Below are 21,222 nucleotides of genomic sequence, written 5' to 3' on the forward strand. Positions count from 1 at the left end.
GGCTATGAAGATTGCACTGGCTCAGCTAAATTATACTGTTAACCATTTTGAGTACAATAAAACGAAGATGGTTAAAGCAATTGAGCGAGCAAAATCGGATTGTGTTGATTTAATCGTTTTTTCCGAACTCTCCATATGTGGCTATCCTCCACATGATTTACTGGAAAGAGAGGATTTTATCGCAAATTGCGATACTGCAATAAACCAACTATCCGCCCACTGCAAAGGAATTACAGCAATTGTAGGCGCACCAAGCTTAAACCCTAACCCGAAGGGTAAAATGCTATATAACTCAGCATACGTACTTAAGGACGGTGCTGTGGTTAGCGTTCATCATAAAACCCTACTGCCAACCTACGATGTATTTGATGAGTACCGATACTTTGAGCCAAATAGTGAGTTCAACATTATAACCATTAATGGGAAAAAGATAGCAATTACCATTTGCGAGGATTTATGGGACGATCAGCCTGTTTCATCAACCTTTGCAAAAAGTCGGCTTTACAAATCGTCGCCAATGGATAAACTCAAAGAGTTTAATCCTGAACTTATAATAAATATTGCGGCATCCCCATTCTCCTACAACAATGAGGAGCACAGGAAAAAGGTTTTTACAGATAATATCAATCGCTATAAAATCCCTGTTATCTATGTTAATCAGATTGGCGCTAACACGGAGCTAATTTTCGATGGTGGATCGATGGTACTGGATAGAAAAGGACAGGTTCTAGAGCAGCTAAGTAGTTTCGAGGAAGATTATAAGATTGTTGATTCAGAATCACTTGAATCAAATCAACCAATTAAATCAGAAACCATTTCCGAAGACATTCGGATATCAAGAATTTACAATGCAATTGTTCTTGGCATTCGGGATTATTTCCAAAAAATGGGCTTTACAAAAGCAACTCTTGGTTTATCGGGTGGTATCGACTCGGCAGTAACACTGGCTATGGCAGCTGAGGCTTTAGGTAGTGAAAATCTCAGAGTCCTTTTAATGCCATCGAAATACTCCTCTCAACATTCAATTGATGATGCGGTTGCCTTGGCTAATAATCTAAATATTCAATACGATTTGATTAGCATTCAGGATACGTTCGATAGCTTTAACAATGGGCTTTCGGAACTATTTAAAGGCTTGAATGAAGGCATTGCTGAAGAAAATTTACAAGCTCGTATTCGTGGAACTCTGCTGATGGCTCTTTCCAATAAATTCGGGCATCTAGTTCTTAATACTTCAAATAAAAGTGAGGCTGCGGTAGGTTATGGGACACTTTACGGGGATATGAATGGTGCGCTAAGCGTTTTAGGCGATGTTTATAAAACTGACGTTTTTAAGCTTGCCTATTTTATTAATCGGGAGAAGGAGATAATTCCAATAAATACTATTGTGAAACCACCTTCCGCCGAGTTACGACCCAACCAAAAAGATTCTGATTCGCTCCCAGAATACGATTTGCTGGATAAAATTCTGTTTCGATATATTGAAGAGCAAAAAAGTTCAGACGCTATCATCTCAGAAGGATTTGATAGTTCAACTGTACTAAAAACTATCAGACTTGTAAACGTCAATGAGTACAAAAGATTTCAAGCCCCTCCTATTTTAAGGGTTTCATCAAAAGCATTTGGATTTGGTAGAAGAATGCCAATTGTTGCTAAATGGTAACAAATAATCTTATTTTTGAAGTAATAAAACCCTATGTCCTAAAATAATATATTTATAGACTTTAATGTTCTAAAGCATATTTTTATTAACTTTGCTACTCCTTAATGTTGAGAAATACTACAATGGCTTACCAAAACATTGATAATCAGAGAGAAAGTGCCTTTGAAGCGGTGTGCGCACTATTTCACAACCTCCAGCCCAGTGAGAAAGAAAAGATGAAGGCTAATTTCACATGCACTTACATCAAGAAAGGAGAAATAATTTTCAGGGATGGTGAAAAACCTACAGGTTTGGTTTGTTTATACAAAGGTAAGGTTAAGATTTTTAAGGAAGGTGTTGGTGGGCGCGACCAAATTGTTAGAATGGCCAAACCGGTTGGTTTCTTTGGCTACAGAGCCATGTTTGCTGATGAAAACCATATTGCCACTGCTGAGGCTCTTGAAGACTCAATAATTTGTACCATTGAACGTGATTGCCTGCTTGAGATACTACAAACCAATTCGCAACTCACATTTCATATATTAAAGTCACTGGCAACGGAGCTTGGTATTTCGAATAATCGTACAATCACTCTTACCCAAAAACATATTAGAGGTAGACTTGCTGAATCATTGCTTTTCTTGCGCGATACGTATGGTCTTGAGGATGACAATCAAACCATTAAGGTTTACCTTTCGAGAGAAGATCTTGCAAACCTCTCAAACATGACCACATCTAATGCTATTCGTACCTTATCCAGTTTCTGTAATGAAAATGTTCTAGAACTTGATGGTCGTAGGATTAAGATTCTTGATCCCTACAAATTAGATAGAATAAGTAACTTAGGGTAATCTCAAAAGATTTCTAAAGAACTATAAAGGATACCGCCTATTTCATTATACTTTTTAACCTTTTTCTATCAATTGCAATTGGGTAGTCATCGCACTGATAAGATTCATTGTAGCTTAGGTTAAAAAAGATAGTATCATTATTAAAGAAAAAATTCTCGAATTTTTCCGAGGTATCAAGGGAGCATACAGATTCTTCTTTAAGTTGATTTTCAATAATGTATTTTAAAGTATCACGAAAATTTTGGGGATTCGTAAATAGCTCTTCAATTCTAATCAACCTATTATTAGCTATATCGTAGTTTATATTATAATTTTGATATAGAATTCTCTCAATACCAGGAATAGCCCATTCTATGGATTGAGCAAGACTTATATATTGCCCATTATTTGTCTTAATCTCGTAATGATAGGTTAATGCACGAGTAAAATCCTTCTCAAAATCGAGAATAAATTTTTTGAATTCAAAAACATTCGAATCAATCCTACTCTTAATTAATTCATTAAGAGCACTTGCTTTTAATGATGAAAAGGTAGGGTAATCAATATCAATTTGATAGTTTAAGGTGCTATCAAATTCTTTAATATGTTGTATTGAAATACCAGAGGGGCTATTCTTACATGAAGAAATTACTACTACAAGTAAGAAAACTAATACTTTAAATTTCATCATATTGTGGATATTTTAAGTAATTAACTCAAGTTGCTAGATGCTAGTTACTGATATCTTGTTATTTATTTGATATTCGGATTGATACAAGATTTAACCTCTTAAAATTAAAGTTATATGATTGTCCGCAATATTACCTAGTGAAGAATAAATAATCCAAATTGTCATTGCCTAACGGCGAACTCGCAAAATGCGCTCGGTTCCTGTGAACCGTTAGCTCATGAGCGAAGCAAATAATGCAGGAATCCATCTCTTTAACTAGATTCCGGGACTTCGCCCGGAATGACAATGGAGAGCGTGTTTTGCTTATAGGTAGCATAATGGATATTGCATATAAAGTTAAATGCAAAAAGAATTAAATACTGCAAATCATCAAACTAGCAACTTGCAACAAGTAACTTAGGTTAACTATTTAAAATTCAAATCATCTCAATATACAAATAATTTTGAAAAGAAAGCAATATTAAAACCATGTAATCATATATTCATCGTACTCAGCACCTTTATTTACCTCTTGAACGAGTTCAACTTTCACGCCCATTACACCTGTTTTCCTAACCAATCCCTCTAAAAGTCCAATTTGAAGCACACAATTAAAATTTTGAGTTTTTCTCATTAATACTGATTTTTCAGTATGGCTAACAATTTCCCAACCCCTTTTTTTGGGATCTTGAACACCAATTTGAGTAGTGATTAAGAGGGCTTTCATAACATCCAAGGGGGAACATTTTCCGGCTATCATTTTATTTGTTACCATCACATCGTAGGTAGACTCACCGACATTTCTTCCAATCCGCATTAGATTAAACCTTCCCAAATTTTGTTCAATCCATTCACACATCTGAAGATAAACTTGAATTGAAACCCTATTCGTAGGTTTTGAAAAATCACACCCGTTTGCAATGTCAAACAAAGCTTTATATTCTTGCTTTTTATCCTGATAGTTTTTCAAAACATCAGTAATAACTCCAGCAGATATTGTAACGTTATCAGTTGATTTGTCCATGGCTATAAATTTAGATAATATGTAAATGAACTTTAAAATCCTATCTGAATTAATTTTATCTAAACAATCTCTTTAATAAAAAATCATTAGAAAATTGTATTTCAAATCAATAAAATTTACATTGTTAGATTAATAGACACTCTCTTTATCAATTACAAAATAACAGATATATAAATATTTACTGAAGTTTTTTTGTGCTTAAAATAATTAGGCAATAATCTTTGGTAAATAACGACAGATCTTTGACGAATTAATCTTTTTTAATCTTTTTTGAACTTCGGGGAAGAGAGTTAATAGAATATTTTTATACAATATATTGAAATACCAGTATTACTTATTTGAAAACAAGGATGAGTCCAGTCGAAAAGTCTTCCGTAGACTCCTTTTGTAGGAAAAATCTATTCTTGAAAGTAAATCCTTTTAACCCTTCTTGATATTGAAGTGAGTACCTCATAGGGTATAGTGTCAATAGCCCTAGCTATATCAAATATAGTTGGATTTTTACCAAAAATTACAACCTCATTACCTTCAACTACATCAACGCCTGTCGCATCAATCGTACAGGTGTCCATGCTTATATTTCCTATGGTAGGTACAAGTTTCCCATTTAAAAGGAATCGCCCATTTCCGTTGCCGAGTTTTCGATCTAGCCCATCCGCATAACCGATAGGAATAGTAGCAATGGTTGAGGGTTTGGTGATTTTCCCTTTTCGATTATACCCAACTGTTTCTCCAGATTTAAGCTGCTTTACCTGAATTACATGCGTTTTTAAAGTGCTTACGTTTTGAAGTCTATCCTGATCAATGGAACTAACACCGTAAAGACCGATTCCCAAACGAACCATGTTAAATTGTGCCTGTGGAAATCGCTCAATTCCTGCTGAATTTAGGAGATGTTTAATTGGTGCATATCCAATTGAATCGGAAATTCTACCGCTAATCGAATTGAATGTGTCAATTTGCTTTTGGGTAAAATTATCATGTACATTATCCTCACTAGCTGCAAAATGAGAGAAGACACTTTGAACCTTAATGTTATTATACTTAATAAGTTTATTGATGAGTTCATCCACCTCTTCTTCCATAAAGCCCAAGCGATGCATTCCCGAATCTATCTTTATGTGTATAGGATATTTACCAACACCGGAACGATCAAGGATATTCACGAATTCATCCAACCCCGAGAAGTTGAAAATTTCTGGCTCAAGGTTATACTCAATCATTAACTCATAGGTACCAAACGATGGATTTAGCACAATTATGGGGAGTGTGATACCCGCTTCACGAAGCGCTACACCCTCATCAGCGAATGCCACACCGAGATAATCGACTCGGTGAAATTGGAGAAGATTCGCTATCTCAAAAGAGCCACTTCCGTATGAAAAAGCTTTAACCAATGCCATTACCTTAACATCTGGCTTAAGTAAACCTCTAAAATAGTTGAGATTATGAACCAATGCATTCAGATTTATTTCCATTACAGTTCTGTGAGCCTTACGTTCTAGAACTGCCGAAATCCTTTCGAAGTGGAAAGTCCTACTTCCTTTAAGAAGAATTGCTGTATTAGAGATTTGTCGGCGCGAAAAACTTTCGAGAAATTCATTAGTCCCTAAGTAGAACTCCTTCTCAACATTGAATAGATTAGCAAACTGGTTTATATCTTTACCTATCCCTATTATCTTGTCAACCTTTTTTTCTGCTATAAGCCGAGCTACATCGGCATAAAGGGCATTTGGGGCTTGCCCACTTTGAAGTATATCCGATAGAATCAGCATTCGCTGAGGATGCTGTTTTTGTTGAAGAAGAAAATCAAGTGCGATACTTAATGAGCCAATATCGGAGTTGTAGCTATCGTTAATCAGTGTGCAATTGTTGATACCCTCCTTTAACTCAAGTCTCATAGCAACTGGAATTAGTCTGTGCATCCTTGGCAGGATTGATTCTGGTTCTAAACCATAAAGAACTAAAAAGGAAAAACAATGCATTGCATTCTCAATAGATGCACTATCGGTAAAAGGAATGCTAAAAGAGTAATTGCTTAATTTATATACTAATTGAATTGTAGTTGAATCGATGGTTATTGTGATTTTCTTGACTTGAATATCAGCCTCCTTAGTCTTACCCCAAGTGAAAGCAGCCATTCTCCCATTCGTTTTGATAAGACTATCAATCATCTCGTGATCTTTGCAATAGATAAGCTTTTGAACGTTTGAGAAAAGCTTTAATTTTTCAAGAGTTTTCTGCTTTACATCCTTAAAATTTTCCTGATGAGCAAGACCAATGTTTGTAAATATACCGTAAACAGGCTCAATTATTGATTTTAGCTTTTCCATTTCTTCGGGTAATGAAATACCTGCTTCGAAAAGGCCTATTTGATAACTCTCGTCCATCTGAAGAACCGAAAGAGGCACTCCAACTTGTGAGTTGAAACTCTTCGGGCTACGAACTACTCGATAATCAATAGATAATAACTGACTCAGCCACTCCTTTACAATGGTTTTCCCATTACTCCCAGTAATGCCAATAACAGGGTAAGTGAATTGTTTCCTATGAAACGAAGCAAATTTTTGAAGTGATGAAAGGGTATCATCAACTAAAAGAAATGTTGCTTCAGGAAACTGCTTACTAAAATCTTCTGAATTGCTAACTATAAATGTCCTAACATCATGATAACTAAATAATTCATTGATAAATTGATGACCATCATGATGCTGACCAACTATTGCAAAGAAAAGAACACTCTCCCCACCAGCAACGGAACGACTATCGATTGATACCGATTTTATTACCCTTTCAGTTTTGCCAATTATTTTGGCATCGAGAATTTCAGAAACTTTGCCAGTTGTGTAGTTAAGCATGAATCTGCCTTTTATATAAATAGGGAATTTACTTTTAAAAAAGTTTAATAAAAATTGCTAGTGTAATGTTTATTGTAAAATTTAAAAGTAACCACCCCTACCCCTCCTTAAAAAGGAGGGGAAACTGCGGCACTACTCTGTTATAGACCCTTTTAAGGGGTTGGGGTTTATCAAGTTTACCATAACACTAGTCAGTTTCACCCTTATGCTTTCTTTTTTTTCTTTGTTTCCTTGTTGAAACATGCGCGGCAAAGAGGTTCATATATATCCATTTCGCCTAATAAAACAAGCTTTTCGGATTCAGATTTTCGATGCGTGTATTGAGCCAAATCGCCACATTTTACGCAAATTGCATGAACTTTTGTTACATGCTCTGCACAAGCCATAAGTTGCGGTATTGGGCCAAATGGTACTCCTCTAAAATCCATATCGAGTCCTGCAACAATAACCCTAACGCCCTGATTGGCTAGTTTATCGCACACTTCAATAAGTCCCATATCAAAAAACTGAGCCTCATCTATTCCAATAACATCAACATCAGAAGAGAGTAGAAAAATATTTCCTGATGATTCTACCGGAGTTGAGTGAATGGAGTTGGAATCATGAGAAACCACCTCTACCTGCGAATATCGCGTATCTAACTGAGGTTTAAATATTTCAACTCTTTGTTTGGCAAATTTGGCTCTTTTAAGCCTACGGATTAGCTCTTCGGTTTTACCTGAAAACATCGATCCGACAACTACTTCTATGCAGCCTTTTCGTTTTTTGCCTTCGATTGAATTTTCTTGGAATATCATATGTGAAAAAAAGAATAAAATACGTTAGCTTTACAAAAGTAAGCAAAAACTTATCTTTGAAATCAGAATCTTATCAACATGAAAAGAACAGAATATCTTAAAACTGCATCTGAAAACCTCAATGAGGCACAGCAGTTGCTATTGCTTGCAATTGAAAAAGAGAATATTTCATCGATAGAACGTGATTTAATTCTCGAAAAGCTACGCAAAGTCTACGATTCATTGCTATTTGAAAATGATGTTGAAAAAAAAATAATATCTACTTCAATAATTCCTCAACCCATAAAAGTTGAGAAAGTTCCTGAGATTCCATCAAAGCCATCAACCCCTGAAATAAAGCCTCAAAGTAAACCTGAAACATCTTTAACAGAGAAGAAGATTCAAGCATCGGAGAAACCAAAAGTTTTTGAACGAACATCAATTTTTGATCCTGTAAAGAAAGTAGTTCCTGAAAAAGTTAAGGAGGAGGAAATAGTTGAAGAAACCAAAGTTGAAGAAAAAACAAGTGAGATAAAACATTCTAAAGAATCATCTATCCTTGATACTCAGCAAGCCGAAAGTCTTGCTGAAAAATTTCAGGGTAAAAGTAAATTTATGACCGATTCGCTCTCTAATCAAATTAAAACAAAACCAGTAGCAGCTAAATTGCAAGACAAGCCGATATTTGATTTAACCAAGGAAATTGGGGTACATGATAAATTTAACTTTATTAAAGAACTGTTTGATGGAGATAGTAAATTGTATGAAGACACTATAAACAAGATAAACCAGTTCGATGATATTGCTGAAGCATTAATATATATTCAGGAAAATTTTAGCTGGAATGAGAATAACAAAGCAGCAAATAAGTTTATTGATCTTATTCGGCGTAAACTGCTAAATGATTAACAACCTGAATTCGAAACAAATTTTAACACAGAGGTTTTAAGTCTGGATCTAACAAAATGATCGTTATAATAAGCTACATACTTACTATAATAATGTTTATTGGTATTGAGGAGCACAGAGAACACAGAGGTTTATTATTTTTGCATAAATCCAAAAATAACAATGTGTAATACCTTAAATTTTCAATCATCTTAATTCATTTTTCTAATTAACTAAGCAATAGGCATCATGGGCAAACTTTATATAGTACCAACACCAATAGGAAATTTAGAAGATATTACTTTCAGGGCTATTCGAATACTCAAAGAGGTATCGTTGGTGCTTGCTGAGGATACTCGAACAAGCAATTTCTTGCTCAAACATTTTCAGATTACTACTACGCTTCACTCCCATCATAAATTTAACGAGCATAGAACGGTGGAGCAAATTGCTCAACGGATTGAAGCAGGTGATTCTGTTGCACTTATATCAGATGCAGGAACACCGGGCATTTCAGACCCAGGTTTTCTTTTAGTAAGGACTTGCGTTGAAAAGGGTATTGAAGTTGAATGTTTACCTGGTGCAACGGCATTTGTCCCGGCACTTGTTGCCAGCGGTTTACCGTGTGATAGATTTATTTTCGAAGGTTTTTTACCTCAAAAAAAAGGAAGGAACAAGCGTATTGAAGCCCTTAAAGATGAGGAACGTACAATTATTTTCTACGAATCGCCATTCCGGCTTGTGAAACTCTTACAACAGCTATTCCAAATATTTGGAACTGACCGAAAAGCAAGCGTTTCGCGTGAGTTAACAAAACTTCATGAAGAAACTGCTAGAGGAACTCTAACAGAACTTGCTGCTTTTTTTGAGAAGAAAGGAGTTAAAGGCGAAATTGTAGTTGTAGTTGAAGGATATGGAAAGGTGAAGAGTGAAGAACTATTGGATGATGGTGAAGAAGAATAAACCACCTCAATCATACAATTCTCATTTCATCTGAATCTAGACCTTATGACTCTCATCGCAAAAAGGTTTGCACTTGGATTTACCACAGGTACATAAGTAAACCTCTTCGCTAAAGTCAGTTGTTAATGATTTACCATCAAAACTAAAGATTTCGAAATTCCCAATAATCTTAGCTGGACCATTTTTACTAAGAATTATTTCTGCTGATACTCTTTTATTCTCATCCATTGCCAATTACTCCTCATCATTAAAATTCTTTTTAAAATGGCTACCATCACAAAATGGCATACTTCCTGACTGACCACATCTACATAACGATATCATTTGCATCGATTTTAGCTCATTACCATCGTAACCAGTCACTTTAAATTTGCCAGATATCAACATTGGTCCATTGCGCATGATTTGAACCCTAACGGGGGTAGAATCAAACCCAGTATTATCTATCTCAATCTCTTCCTTTATAACTTTTGGTGATTTCTCAGCCTTATTCTTTTCGAGGTTATTCCAGCTAAACGTGAGGGCTCTTGTTGGGCATTCGTTAACAATATCAATTACTTTATCAGCAGATGCACCGTCTAAAGTAATCCATGGGCGATTACGAGGGTTAAAAACCGAGAGCAATTTTGTATAACAAATTGATGCATGCACACACTCCGCAGAGTCCCAATAGACAGTTATTTCATTGTTAGAATATTTCTTCTTAACTCTTTCCATAAATAATCAATTTCTTCAAACCATTAACGAATGCCAATAGCAATTTGTTTAAATGTATACCCGTTTAAATAACAAAATCAAACCTTTGCTTTGTCATTCCTGCGAACCGTTAGCTCATGAGCGAAGCGAATAATGCAGGAATCTCCTTTTTCATATCGGGATTCCGGGACTTCGCCCGGAATGACAACTAAGTTTGTTTGTTGAAATAGTATTTTAGACGGATACTCATATTCATTTAAATCTTTCTCCAAACAACCTCACTTACACACTACCAGACAATTCGCCATTAAATCGTGAAGTGTTTGTTTTTTCTGTGTAAATCCAGCAATAATATATCCTATAAAAAAGGTCATATTAGTGATAATTCTGGAAAAATATCGACCGGTGGCTCTTCCAAAACTAATCCTATTATATTCATAATCAACAACCTTGATATTCACCGCCATTTTACCTAAGGTTCCACCATACTTCGACGATTCCATAATTGCATAGTATAACCATTTCATCACAATGAAAACTAAAATTGCGAGTACTACCAAACCGATAATCCCACCCACCATAAATAATCCACCGTTATTAAAAAAATCTGAGCGACTCTCAATATCTTTTAGATTTAATCCAAATGCTATAACACCCAATATTACAGGGATAGCAAGGATACCCCCTACAACCGAAATGACAAGTTGATCAATTAAATAGGCTGCAAATCTTAACCAAAATCCAGCATATTTTACTTGACTCTGTTCCGAACTCGAAATAACTTCCATGACTATTAGTTTTATTTTTTTTGAAAATTCATAAAAAAAATCAACACATAAAATATTTTTATCAATTTTTTAAAATAAAAAATACTTTTGCTTATCATATTCTTAAAACAAAAAAAGAAGAAAAAACGTTTAAGTTTATGTAAATCGACTATGAATAGGTGTATACTAATATTACTTTTTATTTTAACGGCTAACATCTCAGCATGTTTGGCGCAACAGACCGTTGTTATTGATGGTTTAACTATACCATCAACTAGAATAATAGACGGAAAGCTTGTGCCAAACTGGTTAATACCCGAAATAGTTGTATTTCCCACTCGTACTTTTAAAACGAATAGAGACTATAGACAATATCAAAAAATAATTAGGAATATAAAGATAGTATATCCTTATGCCAGAATTGCAAGAATCAAACTTAGCGAAATGAATGAGCAATTGCAACTACTCACAGCAAAACGAGATAAGGAAGAATTTATAAATCAAGCAGAAAAAGAAATTCGCGAACAATTCGAAGGGCAACTAACCCAACTTACCGTTTCTCAGGGTAAATTGCTAATAAAACTAATTGATAGGGAAACAGGAAAAACCTCATACGAGCTAGTTAGAGAACTCAAAGGAAAATTTTCAGCAGGATTTTGGCAAGCCATTGCCCGTATATTTGGCTCAAATCTTAAAGCAGAATTCGATTCCGAAGGTGAAGATAAAATGCTAAACGAGCTGATAGTTCTTTACGAACATAATCAGCTATAGAAAAATGGGGGCTATTTACATATAATTTCCTCGGGATTATATAGCAGAAATCCCTGCCAAATTGAATATTTGAGATCTAAACTTTGAGCCATAACTTTGATCAGACTCTTTACTGCTATTAGAGTTTTGAATTCGATTTTAAATCCGTGTGTATAAATGCAAAAACCGCTTCGGATCAACAGTTTGCATTAAATGGTAAGATTGCTTAACTTTGGGCAAAAAGATAAACAATGCCAAAGATTTTTGAATATTTAGGGATTCTGCTATTTTTTTACTCCAATGAGCATGAGCCAATCCATGTTCATGGCAAATACGATAAATTCGAAAGTAAAGCTGAATTTTATATTGTTGATGGCAAGATTATTGAAATTAAGATAAAACAAATAAAAGGATCACGCCCTTTAACTGGATCTAAACTTAAAGATTTTGAGGATTTTCTTGAATTATATGCTGATAAAATTGTACAAAAATGGGTTGATTACTTCATTTACCACAAAGATGTTGAATTTGAAAAGATTAATACAAGAATCAAATGAGAATAGTGGAAGAATACAATGATTTACAGGTTGATTTATTAGAAATAAAATCAGCAAAATATATTGGAGATTTCGCAATACGGATTTCCTTCAATGACGGTGTAAATCGCTTGGTGGATTTTAAACATTTTTTAGAATCCTCTCTTCATCCATCAATTCGTAAATATCTGGATGAGAAAATGTTTAAATCATTTGAATTGGTTGATGGTAATTTGAATTGGAATGACTATGATTTAATTTTCCCAATAGATAACTTATACGAAGGAAGACTATAAAAACAGTTACACACAATTGAGAGATTCCCCATTAAACTGAAGATATAAAAACCAAAAATGATCGGGTTGAGAGATAGGCTGCGCCGCTGTCCATCTATTCTTCTAGGGTTAACCTGCATAATATTCAAATAACAAAAACCTACTTCCGCAGAATTCATTATATAAGCAATATACAATCACTTTGTAGTTATTGTATTTCTCATATTTTACTCCGCATTGCATGCGGGGCTATTCATTTTCAATCCCTTCTGGATTAAATTTAAAGAAATATCATATCTTCGTGTAAACTTAAAGTAGTTTTTAGCTAAAAACCTGTCGGGTTATTTTAGGAAGATACTGTATTTCTGAATCATAATCATTTAAAAAATTAAATCCATGAGTAAATTTAAAAACAAACTTGTTTTGATTACCGGAGGAGCTTCTGGTATTGGAAAAATAATGGGGCGTATTGCCTTGCAAAAAGGAGCGAAATTGGTTATTTGGGATATAAATCAGCTAATGCTTGATGCAACTACCGCCGAATTCTCAAATTTAGGTGAAGTATACAAGTTTATAGTTGATGTTTCTAGCCCGGAACAAATTCAATCTGCCGCAGAAAATGTGCGTACAAATATCGGAATTGTTGATATCCTGATTAATAATGCAGGAATTGTAATTGGAAAGTATTTTGATGAGCATTCGTACAACGATATTAAAAGAACAATGGATATCAACACAATTGCACCAATGCTTATTACAAATGAGTTTTTACCTGCTATGAAAAAACAGAACTTCGGCCATATTTGCAATATTGCTTCTTCGGCAGGTCTTATTTCCAATCCCAAAATGTCGGTATATGTTGCAAGCAAATGGGCAGCAATTGGTTGGAGTGATAGCCTTAGACTTGAAATGAAACAACTCCACCAAAACATTGGGGTTACAACGGTAACACCATACTATATAAATACAGGAATGTTTGATGGTGTAAAATCAATTGTTCCTATTTTAAAACCCGAAAAAGTTGCTAAAAAGGTTATACGAGGTATCGAACGCAACCTACCATTTGTAAGTATGCCTTGGAGTATGCGATTTGTAAGGTTTGGGCAAGGAGTAATGCCTATATGGTTTTTCGATTGGTTTATTGGTGGTGTAATGGGAATTTACAAAACTATGGAACATTTCGAAGGACATAAAAATAAATAATCATTCACTCATAAAAGTCACATATTATGCAAGATACATTAGAAAATAGAATTGATAGTATTCTATTTGAACAACGTCAATTTTTCGGAAGCCATCAGACTAAAAATGTAAATTTCAGACTTGAACAGCTTAAGAAATTCAAATGCTCTATCATAAAATATGAGAAAAAAATTGCAGACGCACTTTGGGCTGATTTGCACAAATCTTTTGAGGAAGCATATCTAACTGAAATAAGTATCGTAAGGCAGGAGATTGATAACCATATCAGAAACCTTAAAAAATGGGCAAAACCAAAATCGGTTCGCACTCCGTTTCATTTATTACCATCTTCGGGGAAAATAATTTATGAGCCATTAGGTGTTTCGCTGATTGTTGCTCCTTGGAATTATCCGTTCCAGCTACTGATGAATTCGTTGGTTGGTTCAATATCTGCCGGAAACTGTGCAATCTTAAAGCCTTCGCCATATTCCGAAAATACGGCAAGAGTAATGGAAGAACTTGTTAAGGAAACTTTCAATCCAAACTATATCAATATAGTTCAGGGAGGAAGGAAAACCAATGAATTGCTTTTCTCTAAAAGATTTGATATAATATTTTACACTGGAAGCCCGGCTGTTGGGAAAGTCGTAATGAAAGCGGCATCAGAAAATCTTACTCCAGTTGTTCTGGAATTAGGAGGGAAAAGTCCTTGCATTGTTGATAAAGATGCCAATATTGATGTTGCCGCTAAACGAATTGCATGGGGAAAAACCATCAATGCGGGTCAAACCTGTATTGCTCCCGATTATGTGTTTGTGCATAATTCGGTTAAAGAAAAATTAATAAGCAAGATTGCAGAAAAAATCGAGGGGATGTTCGGAAAAGACATTCAGAGAAGTAATTATTTTCCACGTATTGTAAACGAACAGGCATTCGACCGCTTAGCAGGTTACCTAAAGGACGGAACAATTAGATTTGGAGGAAAAACCGACAAGTCAGAACGATTTATATCACCTACTATTATTGACGATGTATTGCATGAACATCCAGTAATGCAGGCGGAGATATTTGGACCAATTCTACCGATTTTAACTTTTGAAGATATTAATGAAGCTATTGAATTTGTTAATTCAAATGAAAAACCATTGGCTTTTTATTACTTCGGAAAATCTGGCAAAGGAGAGATAATTCTTTCAAAAACAACTTCGGGCGGAGGTTGTATAAACGATACCCTGATGCACATCACAAATCATCATCTGCCATTCGGAGGAGTAGGGAATAGTGGTATGGGTAAATATCACGGAAAAGATAGTTTTCTGGCTTTCAGCAATCAGCGTGGTATTGTATCAACACCAACCTGGATTGATTTGCCATTCAAATATGTGCCGTTCAAATATTTCAAGCTAATTAGAAAGATTATATAGCTCAATTACAGATTATGCTATTCAGAAACTTTCAGCCCCTTTCCTTAATAATGATGAATTGCAATATGATTCCCTTGTCATCCTGAGCAGAACGAAGGATCTGCTATTTTGATTTAAGAACAAGGAACAACGATTTAGGATTTCTGATGTTTGTTACGCAATCAGCTTGTTTCCCGCAATCTTATAAAATCTAAACCGAGCGTTTTTTGCGAGCTCAGCGTAGCTAAATCGTTGATCCTTGTTCGATATTCAATTTAGGTATAATTTTCTGACATTAGAAACAAACCCTAATCAACGTCAGCTCAATATAAACTGTCATCCTGAGCGCAGCGAAGGATCTGTTATTTTAATTTAAGAACAAGGAACAACGATTTTTGATGTTTGATGTATACGTAATCAGCTTGTTCCCCAAAATCTTCTAAAATCTACATTCGTTGTTCCTTGTTCATCATTCAATTTATCTCTTCAAAAATTCGGAACTCATAACCAATAAAACTTACTCTCCCCCGGTCCCTCTCTCTCGGCAAGAGAGAGGGGAGTGAAGCAACCAGCAATCTCTCTTAATAACCATCTTTCTCCCCCTCTCTATTCAATAGATTATGAATTGAAAAACAAACGCTTAATGAATGCTTAATGTTAATTCAAAGAATAGAGAGGGGGTTGGGGGGTGAGTCAATTTTCCCAAAATTTTCCTACATTTGTTTCCACTCAACGGAAAAAACAGATCCATGAACATAACGCTCACCCGCAAGCAGCACATAAAAATCCGAACCCCCGATGATGCCTTCAAAGTAATGAAGGAGATACTCCTGCGTGAGGATAAAATTGATAGGGAAAAGGAGCACTTCTGGGTAATGGGACTTGCCCCGAGCTTCCGCATAAAATATGTTGAGCTGGTTAGCTTGGGCTGCGTTGGAGCCACTTATGCAGAGCCCATAAACGTGTTCCGCTTTGCGCTGACGAAAGGCTGCACAAGGGTAATCCTAATACACAACCACCCCAGCGAGAGGCTTAACCCCTCCGAAAAAGATTTAGACCTCACCGACCGCCTAATTCAGGTAGGACGTATAATCAAGGTTGAGGTGTTTGACCACCTAATTATCTCCACCAAATCCTACCTAAACTTTGAGGCTAAAGGTTTAATGGAAAAGCTGGGGGAAAGCACCAAGTACGTTCCCTCGTTTGAGCTAATTGAGCGAATCCGAGCCGAGGAGAAGAAGATTAGGGAGGAGGCAGTAAGGGTTGCAGAGAAAAAGGGAGAAAAGAAAAAGGCGATTGAGATGGCTAAAACAATGAAACAAAAGGGAGAACCTATAGAAAAGATTATAGAATATACGGGATTAACGAGGAGGGAGATAGAGAGGATAAAATCATAGCAAATCCCCATCTATAATGCGCAATCCCTGTGCTGACCTATTCAACTTATCAAACAAATTTTGGAGTGTTTTAAATTCTACAACGGAATCAATCTTTCAGTAATTTACAAAAAAGTTATATTTGTATAAGGATGCCAAAAACCAGACCTATAAACCTAAATTGGATGTATAGGTCTGGAAAAACTAGGCATATAAACGATTATCCCCTATTAAGTTGTGCGTCACCCGTGAAGACAACACAACTTGAAAACGACCGAAAAAATTAATACCTGTAAAACGGAGTATGCCGAAAATCCGATAAAGAGTAGGCACAGACAATTAATTATTTTAACCAATGGCAAAGGGAAATGGCGGTAAGCCAAGCACAACAGGAAAACCTTCAGGTGGTGGAAGAGACAATAATCCTCCAAAACCTAAGAAGTAATTAACCAAACTCCGACACTGTAAACTACTTTGTCGGAGTTTATTTTAAACTTTAGTATCATGAAAAAAGATATCCGCAAAAAATTAATTGAGCTAGCAAGACTAAAAACACCTTGGTCATATTCTCAACTCAACGACCAATTGCAATTAGGACTGAATTTTCAAAACGGTTATGACAGGGATTTAATTGGAGAATGGTTGGGGGAAATTTCAAGGCACGAATTTGAAAAAGGCAGACCACTTTTAAGCTCGCTTGTTATTCATCAAGGAAGAGACAGAGAACAAGGTGACGGGTTTTATAAATTGTGTGAGGAATTATTGGGCACTCCTTGGGAGCAATTAAAAGAGGACAAAAATTTTGAGATTGAAAAAATGAAAGAGTGTTACGCTTTTTGGAAGGAAGGTGAAAATTACCGAAAGTATAAGAACGATTGGTAAAATTTATATCTGAACTTAAACAGAAAGTTTTATGTTAACAGCCGGGCGAACACATAATAACACCTCCCCCCCAGTTAAACTGAGGCTATAAGAACCAAAAATGATTGGGTTGGGTGGTTGGCTCCCGATAAAAAACATCGGGACAAATTGCGCCGCCGTCCATCTATTCTTTATGGTAGGTAAAATATAAAAAGGGCGAGACTCTAGCCTCGTCCTTTCTATATCTTGTAGTCTGTGCCCCCGCTGGGCGAAGATTAGCGAAGCGTATCTTCGTACTAACTATTCATACAGGCTTTGACTGCATTGTACTCAAACAATAGAAACCCTCGTTAGCCCGAATATTGCCAATTGATATCCTAAAATTAATTAAGGATAATAATAATGAATTTGAAATTGAGATTGAGATATCCAATTCGAGAAAAAGAGTGCCAAAACAAATTTCTATAATTGATTCTTTTGGAAACATTCTTTCTGTAATACCATTTTAAAGGAAATAAATATGAAAAAACTTTTTATTACTTTTAGTTTGTTTTTTGTTATAACAGAATCTGTTTTTTGTCAACCTTTTAATCTAACTATTTTTATCAGAAAATCAATAAATTTAAGCCATTGCACAACTTATTAAGTAATATTTAAATCATTAACACATTAAAATATCAAAAACATGAATAAAGTATCTATTGTATCAACCTATTTGCTTGAACGAATCAATAAAATCATTGTTTTAGCAATATTTATACTTATAACCCTTGTGGGATGTGATAAATTAGAGGAAGGGCTTCCAGAGCCTACTCAGACTGGAAGTGGAATCTTTGGAGTACTTATAAATGGGAAAATATGGAAACCTCGATCTACAGCTTCAATAATAGGCCCGCCAGCAGTAACTATAAAGTATTCAACAAAATATCATCTGTTAGTTATAAATGCAATTAATACGGATAAAAAAAATTCGATAGCATTATATGCCGAAAAAATAGAATCCGTTGGTTACTATAATTTCTCATATAGGGATAATGTTTTGGCAAAAATACATAATGGTTCTGGATGTATGGACTCAACGAGATTTCAGGATGGTGCGTGCAGTAACTCTTATATGCTCAAAGACTCTGTAACCTCTTTGTTACAAATTACCAGGTTGGATACCTCAATGCAAATCGTATCTGGCACCTTCACCTTAAAGTTGGTAAAACCTGATGGCACATCTAAGAGTCTTACCGAAGGAAGATTTGACGACTTTTACAACCTATATTAATAAGCCTTAATCACAAGCAGAATGAAAAAATTTATCCTTGTATTACTATTTAATCTCATAACAGGAATCAACAGCTACTCTCAACCTACCGCAATAGCTGCACAGATTTCTTATAATGGTTCATTTGCCAGCGGAACTTATATGGTTTATCGGGCTTGGAATAATTACAATATTTCTTTGAATACACTTAGAAAACCCTTAATATTTGTTGAGGGATTCGATCCTAATAATGAATTTGAGTTCGATCCAAACAATTTAAATCCAGATGTTACAGATTTATATGATATAATTGATCAAGGTGGTTTAGCCTCAAGTTTACATGTAAATGGTTACGATATTGTAATCCTTAACTTTAGCAATGGCGGGGACTATATACAGCGAAATGCTTTTCTTCTGGTTGAGCTGATTAACCAGATCAACGCGCAAAAACCCAATACCGAGCCATTGGTGGTTGTTGGCTATAGCATGGGTGGGCTTGTTGCCCGTTACGCCCTTACCTATATGGAGCAGCATGGGATGGATCATAAAACTAGGCTGTACGTTTCATTCGATTCTCCGCATAAGGGAGCTCATGTGCCAGTAGGCTTGCAGGAATTGGCTCTAGGGTTCGATTACCCCGTTTATCTACAAATGTTTCCAAAACTTGCAAAAAGCCTAAATTTATTTAAAGCTACAGCTGCCAAGCAGATGCTTAAGTACCGCCTAACCTCCTTCGATCAAGCAAGCGGGGAAATTTCTATAAACAGCGATTACCTTACCTTCTTTTCGGAATTAAATAGTTTGAATTCGTGCAACGGGTTTCCACAAAATTGCAGGAATATTGCAATTTCTTTGGGTAATTGGAACGGAAGACCCCAGCGTTCGAACCTAGATTATGATCATGATGGAAATAAAGATTTTCAGCATTCCGCCATGCCAATGATAGATATCAATATACCTGTAGGTACTGGAGGCTCAGTATCATTACTCAATATAACCCCGTGTCAAGCGGTGGCAGCAGCCTCCTTCGAAGCAAGGGTTAGTACAATCTATTCGGATAACTACCCTTATTTCAGCACCAGAAGCACAAGTTTCTGGAATTTGGGTAGCTGGTTCTGTACGCAATATTGGTATATAAATCCCAATAATAACCCTTTTCTCCCCTTATATAGCACAACAAAAGTTTGGAACTACAATAATCACGAAGCCATGGACTTTGCTCCCGGCTCCTATAGCCCAATTGGAGGAATGATTGTAGATGGTTTAAACAAACAGATCAATTGTAGTTTTGCATATATTTCGAATAACACATTTATTCCAACGGTTAGCGCACTATGCTTTGATACCGATAATTTGTTCTATGATATAGGAAATGATGCTAACAAGCAGAATAAAAATCCGTTCGATGCAATTTATGGGCTGTCAAGCGATAATTTATCTCATCTTTCTGATCAAACCAAGAATGCAGGGTTGGTAAGTTGGCTATTAAATCAAATATCTACCAATTACCCTAAAATTAAGGGGTGCTGTTATAACCTACCCACAACGCTATCCCTCTCCGGCCCCTCGTTTGTATGCTCCTCTAATTCCACTTTTACTGTTAACAACTTACCTTCAGGCTGCTCTGTGGCATGGAGTAGTAGCTCTAACCTAAGCTTGTCATACGCATCTGGAAATACTGCTACATATATAGCCAATGGTAGTGGAAACGGTTGGGTTCAGGCAACGATTGCTAATTCCTGCAGTAGTATTCCTTTACCAAAAATATCTGTTACTGTTGGTAACTCAACCCCATCCATCAGCGCACAACAAATATCAGCTAGCGGTGAACCAACCACCGTTGAGTTTACGGCTACTGCATATAGTAACGCAACCTATAACTGGTATGTAAATGGGATATTACAACAAAATGAAATTAACAACGTGTTTGATTTGTACTTCCCATGCAGGGTTACCAAAACAGTAAAATGCAGTCTTACCAATTTTTGTGGCACCTCTGCTTTCAGTAACAGTATTGCCCCAACTGGCGAATGCACAAGAATAGCCAACTACTCCGTTTCACCAAACCCAGCATCATCAATGGTTACTTTGTCAGTTGCAAATACCAATAAGATTGCCGATTCAGCAATGATTACCTATTCCTCCTTCGATTTTGTGCGAGTATTCGACCTTCAAGGTAATCTTAAGAAATTCTTAAAGTACTCTAAGACGATTAATGCTTCAATAAATATTGCAGATTTAAAGCGTGGTGTCTACATCTTTGAGATTGGGAATAATGAATACACCGAGAAACATCAGGTAATCATCAACAAATAGAATGAATGCAATAATCAATGATATATAAGCCCAACGTTGAGCCGGATTTTTAATCCGGCTCTTTGCTGCAAATAGGGTTTTAAATCCATTTAAAATTTGTTTTGTAATTTTGGTTTCAAACCCTCACTAAATAATCCCTAAAGAGTGCATACATAAT

General features: G+C 35.7%; 20 protein-coding genes. 13 read left to right on the plus strand and 7 right to left on the minus strand.

Annotated elements, in window-relative coordinates; translation table 11 throughout:
• The first annotated feature begins 4 nt into the window (after positions 1 to 4).
• Both HOO91_06710 and HOO91_06715 read left to right on the plus strand, forming a co-directional pair.
• A complete protein-coding gene (locus HOO91_06710; protein NOU17234.1) occupies positions 5 to 1,663 on the plus strand; it encodes an NAD+ synthase in 1,659 nt (552 codons plus the stop codon).
• Positions 1,664 to 1,785: 122 nt separating this feature from the next.
• Positions 1,786 to 2,493 (plus strand): Crp/Fnr family transcriptional regulator, encoded by a 708-nt coding sequence (locus tag HOO91_06715; GenBank protein NOU17235.1) that lies wholly within the window; start codon positions 1,786 to 1,788, stop codon positions 2,491 to 2,493.
• A gap of 37 nt (positions 2,494 to 2,530) precedes the next feature.
• On the opposite strand, the gene HOO91_06720 is transcribed toward HOO91_06715, so the two are convergent.
• The 4 genes from HOO91_06720 to HOO91_06735 all read right to left on the minus strand — a co-directional run bounded on the left by HOO91_06720 (position 2,531) and on the right by HOO91_06735 (position 7,821).
• On the minus strand, positions 2,531 to 3,163 hold the full coding sequence (locus tag HOO91_06720; protein ID NOU17236.1) for a hypothetical protein: 633 nt from the start codon (positions 3,161 to 3,163) through the stop codon (positions 2,531 to 2,533).
• Positions 3,164 to 3,623: 460 nt separating this feature from the next.
• A complete protein-coding gene (locus tag HOO91_06725) occupies positions 3,624 to 4,166 on the minus strand; it encodes a hypothetical protein (GenBank protein ID NOU17237.1) in 543 nt (180 codons plus the stop codon).
• A 398-nt stretch (positions 4,167 to 4,564) separates the two neighbouring features.
• Positions 4,565 to 7,024, minus strand: a complete 2,460-nt coding sequence (locus HOO91_06730; GenBank protein ID NOU17238.1) for a bifunctional UDP-N-acetylmuramoyl-tripeptide:D-alanyl-D-alanine ligase/alanine racemase — start codon at positions 7,022 to 7,024, stop codon at positions 4,565 to 4,567.
• Between the two features lie 203 nt (positions 7,025 to 7,227).
• Entirely contained in the window at positions 7,228 to 7,821 is a 594-nt protein-coding gene (locus tag HOO91_06735) for a thymidine kinase (GenBank protein ID NOU17239.1), read from the minus strand.
• Positions 7,822 to 7,899: 78 nt separating this feature from the next.
• On the opposite strand from HOO91_06735, the gene HOO91_06740 reads away from it, so the two are divergent.
• Positions 7,900 to 8,709: a hypothetical protein gene (locus HOO91_06740; protein NOU17240.1), complete on the plus strand. Its 810-nt coding sequence runs from the start codon at positions 7,900 to 7,902 to the stop codon at positions 8,707 to 8,709.
• Between the two features lie 228 nt (positions 8,710 to 8,937).
• Entirely contained in the window at positions 8,938 to 9,651 is a 714-nt protein-coding gene (rsmI, locus tag HOO91_06745; protein ID NOU17241.1) for a 16S rRNA (cytidine(1402)-2'-O)-methyltransferase, read from the plus strand.
• Positions 9,652 to 9,687: 36 nt separating this feature from the next.
• Here the strand turns inward: rsmI and HOO91_06750 are convergent, their stop codons facing one another.
• The 3 genes from HOO91_06750 to HOO91_06760 all read right to left on the minus strand — a co-directional run bounded on the left by HOO91_06750 (position 9,688) and on the right by HOO91_06760 (position 11,135).
• The gene (locus HOO91_06750; GenBank protein ID NOU17242.1) at positions 9,688 to 9,879 is read right to left on the minus strand and encodes a CDGSH iron-sulfur domain-containing protein; all 192 of its coding nucleotides are present in this window, start codon (positions 9,877 to 9,879) and stop codon (positions 9,688 to 9,690) included.
• Between the two features lie 6 nt (positions 9,880 to 9,885).
• Positions 9,886 to 10,368, minus strand: coding sequence for a hypothetical protein (locus HOO91_06755; protein ID NOU17243.1), 483 nt, complete (start codon positions 10,366 to 10,368; stop codon positions 9,886 to 9,888).
• A 257-nt stretch (positions 10,369 to 10,625) separates the two neighbouring features.
• Positions 10,626 to 11,135, minus strand: coding sequence for an RDD family protein (locus HOO91_06760; GenBank protein ID NOU17244.1), 510 nt, complete (start codon positions 11,133 to 11,135; stop codon positions 10,626 to 10,628).
• 150 nt (positions 11,136 to 11,285) lie between these two features.
• Here HOO91_06760 and HOO91_06765 point away from each other — a divergent pair, with 150 nt between their 5' ends.
• The 9 genes from HOO91_06765 to HOO91_06805 all read left to right on the plus strand — a co-directional run bounded on the left by HOO91_06765 (position 11,286) and on the right by HOO91_06805 (position 21,065).
• Positions 11,286 to 11,885, plus strand: a complete 600-nt coding sequence (locus tag HOO91_06765; GenBank protein ID NOU17245.1) for a DUF4294 domain-containing protein — start codon at positions 11,286 to 11,288, stop codon at positions 11,883 to 11,885.
• Positions 11,886 to 12,115: 230 nt separating this feature from the next.
• Positions 12,116 to 12,421, plus strand: a complete 306-nt coding sequence (locus HOO91_06770) for a DUF4160 domain-containing protein (protein ID NOU17246.1) — start codon at positions 12,116 to 12,118, stop codon at positions 12,419 to 12,421.
• A complete protein-coding gene (locus HOO91_06775; protein ID NOU17247.1) occupies positions 12,418 to 12,696 on the plus strand; it encodes a DUF2442 domain-containing protein in 279 nt (92 codons plus the stop codon). Before HOO91_06770 ends, HOO91_06775 begins: the two co-directional genes overlap by 4 nt.
• Positions 12,697 to 13,071: 375 nt before the next feature.
• Complete coding sequence (locus tag HOO91_06780; GenBank protein ID NOU17248.1) at positions 13,072 to 13,878, plus strand: SDR family oxidoreductase; 807 nt, start codon at positions 13,072 to 13,074, stop codon at positions 13,876 to 13,878.
• A gap of 26 nt (positions 13,879 to 13,904) precedes the next feature.
• Positions 13,905 to 15,281, plus strand: a complete 1,377-nt coding sequence (locus HOO91_06785; GenBank protein NOU17249.1) for an aldehyde dehydrogenase — start codon at positions 13,905 to 13,907, stop codon at positions 15,279 to 15,281.
• Positions 15,282 to 16,009: 728 nt separating this feature from the next.
• Positions 16,010 to 16,657, plus strand: coding sequence for a DNA repair protein (locus HOO91_06790; protein NOU17250.1), 648 nt, complete (start codon positions 16,010 to 16,012; stop codon positions 16,655 to 16,657).
• Between the two features lie 483 nt (positions 16,658 to 17,140).
• Complete coding sequence (locus HOO91_06795) at positions 17,141 to 17,518, plus strand: hypothetical protein (GenBank protein NOU17251.1); 378 nt, start codon at positions 17,141 to 17,143, stop codon at positions 17,516 to 17,518.
• A 664-nt stretch (positions 17,519 to 18,182) separates the two neighbouring features.
• Positions 18,183 to 18,770, plus strand: a complete 588-nt coding sequence (locus HOO91_06800) for a hypothetical protein (GenBank protein ID NOU17252.1) — start codon at positions 18,183 to 18,185, stop codon at positions 18,768 to 18,770.
• A 21-nt stretch (positions 18,771 to 18,791) separates the two neighbouring features.
• The gene (locus HOO91_06805) at positions 18,792 to 21,065 is read left to right on the plus strand and encodes a T9SS type A sorting domain-containing protein (protein ID NOU17253.1); all 2,274 of its coding nucleotides are present in this window, start codon (positions 18,792 to 18,794) and stop codon (positions 21,063 to 21,065) included.
• Positions 21,066 to 21,222: the final 157 nt, after the last annotated feature.

The sequence above is a fragment of the Bacteroidales bacterium genome, assembly GCA_013141385.1.
Lineage (GTDB): Bacteria > Bacteroidota > Bacteroidia > Bacteroidales > Tenuifilaceae > UBA8529.

Bases quoted from the DNA above. Each gene is read 5' to 3' on its own strand.
- HOO91_06755 (NOU17243.1), bottom strand. From the start codon at position 10,368: ATGGAAAGAGTTAAGAAGAAATATTCTAACAATGAAATAACTGTCTAT.
- HOO91_06790 (NOU17250.1), top strand. From the start codon at position 16,010: ATGAACATAACGCTCACCCGCAAGCAGCACATAAAAATCCGAACCCCC.
- HOO91_06740 (NOU17240.1), top strand. From the start codon at position 7,900: ATGAAAAGAACAGAATATCTTAAAACTGCATCTGAAAACCTCAATGAG.
- HOO91_06785 (NOU17249.1), top strand. From the start codon at position 13,905: ATGCAAGATACATTAGAAAATAGAATTGATAGTATTCTATTTGAACAA.
- HOO91_06735 (NOU17239.1), bottom strand. From the start codon at position 7,821: ATGATATTCCAAGAAAATTCAATCGAAGGCAAAAAACGAAAAGGCTGC.
- HOO91_06765 (NOU17245.1), top strand. From the start codon at position 11,286: ATGAATAGGTGTATACTAATATTACTTTTTATTTTAACGGCTAACATC.
- HOO91_06780 (NOU17248.1), top strand. From the start codon at position 13,072: ATGAGTAAATTTAAAAACAAACTTGTTTTGATTACCGGAGGAGCTTCT.
- HOO91_06805 (NOU17253.1), top strand. From the start codon at position 18,792: ATGAAAAAATTTATCCTTGTATTACTATTTAATCTCATAACAGGAATC.
- HOO91_06720 (NOU17236.1), bottom strand. From the start codon at position 3,163: ATGATGAAATTTAAAGTATTAGTTTTCTTACTTGTAGTAGTAATTTCT.
- HOO91_06710 (NOU17234.1), top strand. From the start codon at position 5: ATGAAGATTGCACTGGCTCAGCTAAATTATACTGTTAACCATTTTGAG.
- HOO91_06795 (NOU17251.1), top strand. From the start codon at position 17,141: ATGAAAAAAGATATCCGCAAAAAATTAATTGAGCTAGCAAGACTAAAA.
- HOO91_06750 (NOU17242.1), bottom strand. From the start codon at position 9,879: ATGGATGAGAATAAAAGAGTATCAGCAGAAATAATTCTTAGTAAAAAT.
- HOO91_06730 (NOU17238.1), bottom strand. From the start codon at position 7,024: ATGCTTAACTACACAACTGGCAAAGTTTCTGAAATTCTCGATGCCAAA.
- HOO91_06760 (NOU17244.1), bottom strand. From the start codon at position 11,135: ATGGAAGTTATTTCGAGTTCGGAACAGAGTCAAGTAAAATATGCTGGA.
- HOO91_06800 (NOU17252.1), top strand. From the start codon at position 18,183: ATGAATAAAGTATCTATTGTATCAACCTATTTGCTTGAACGAATCAAT.
- rsmI (NOU17241.1), top strand. From the start codon at position 8,938: ATGGGCAAACTTTATATAGTACCAACACCAATAGGAAATTTAGAAGAT.
- HOO91_06715 (NOU17235.1), top strand. From the start codon at position 1,786: ATGGCTTACCAAAACATTGATAATCAGAGAGAAAGTGCCTTTGAAGCG.
- HOO91_06770 (NOU17246.1), top strand. From the start codon at position 12,116: ATGCCAAAGATTTTTGAATATTTAGGGATTCTGCTATTTTTTTACTCC.
- HOO91_06725 (NOU17237.1), bottom strand. From the start codon at position 4,166: ATGGACAAATCAACTGATAACGTTACAATATCTGCTGGAGTTATTACT.
- HOO91_06775 (NOU17247.1), top strand. From the start codon at position 12,418: ATGAGAATAGTGGAAGAATACAATGATTTACAGGTTGATTTATTAGAA.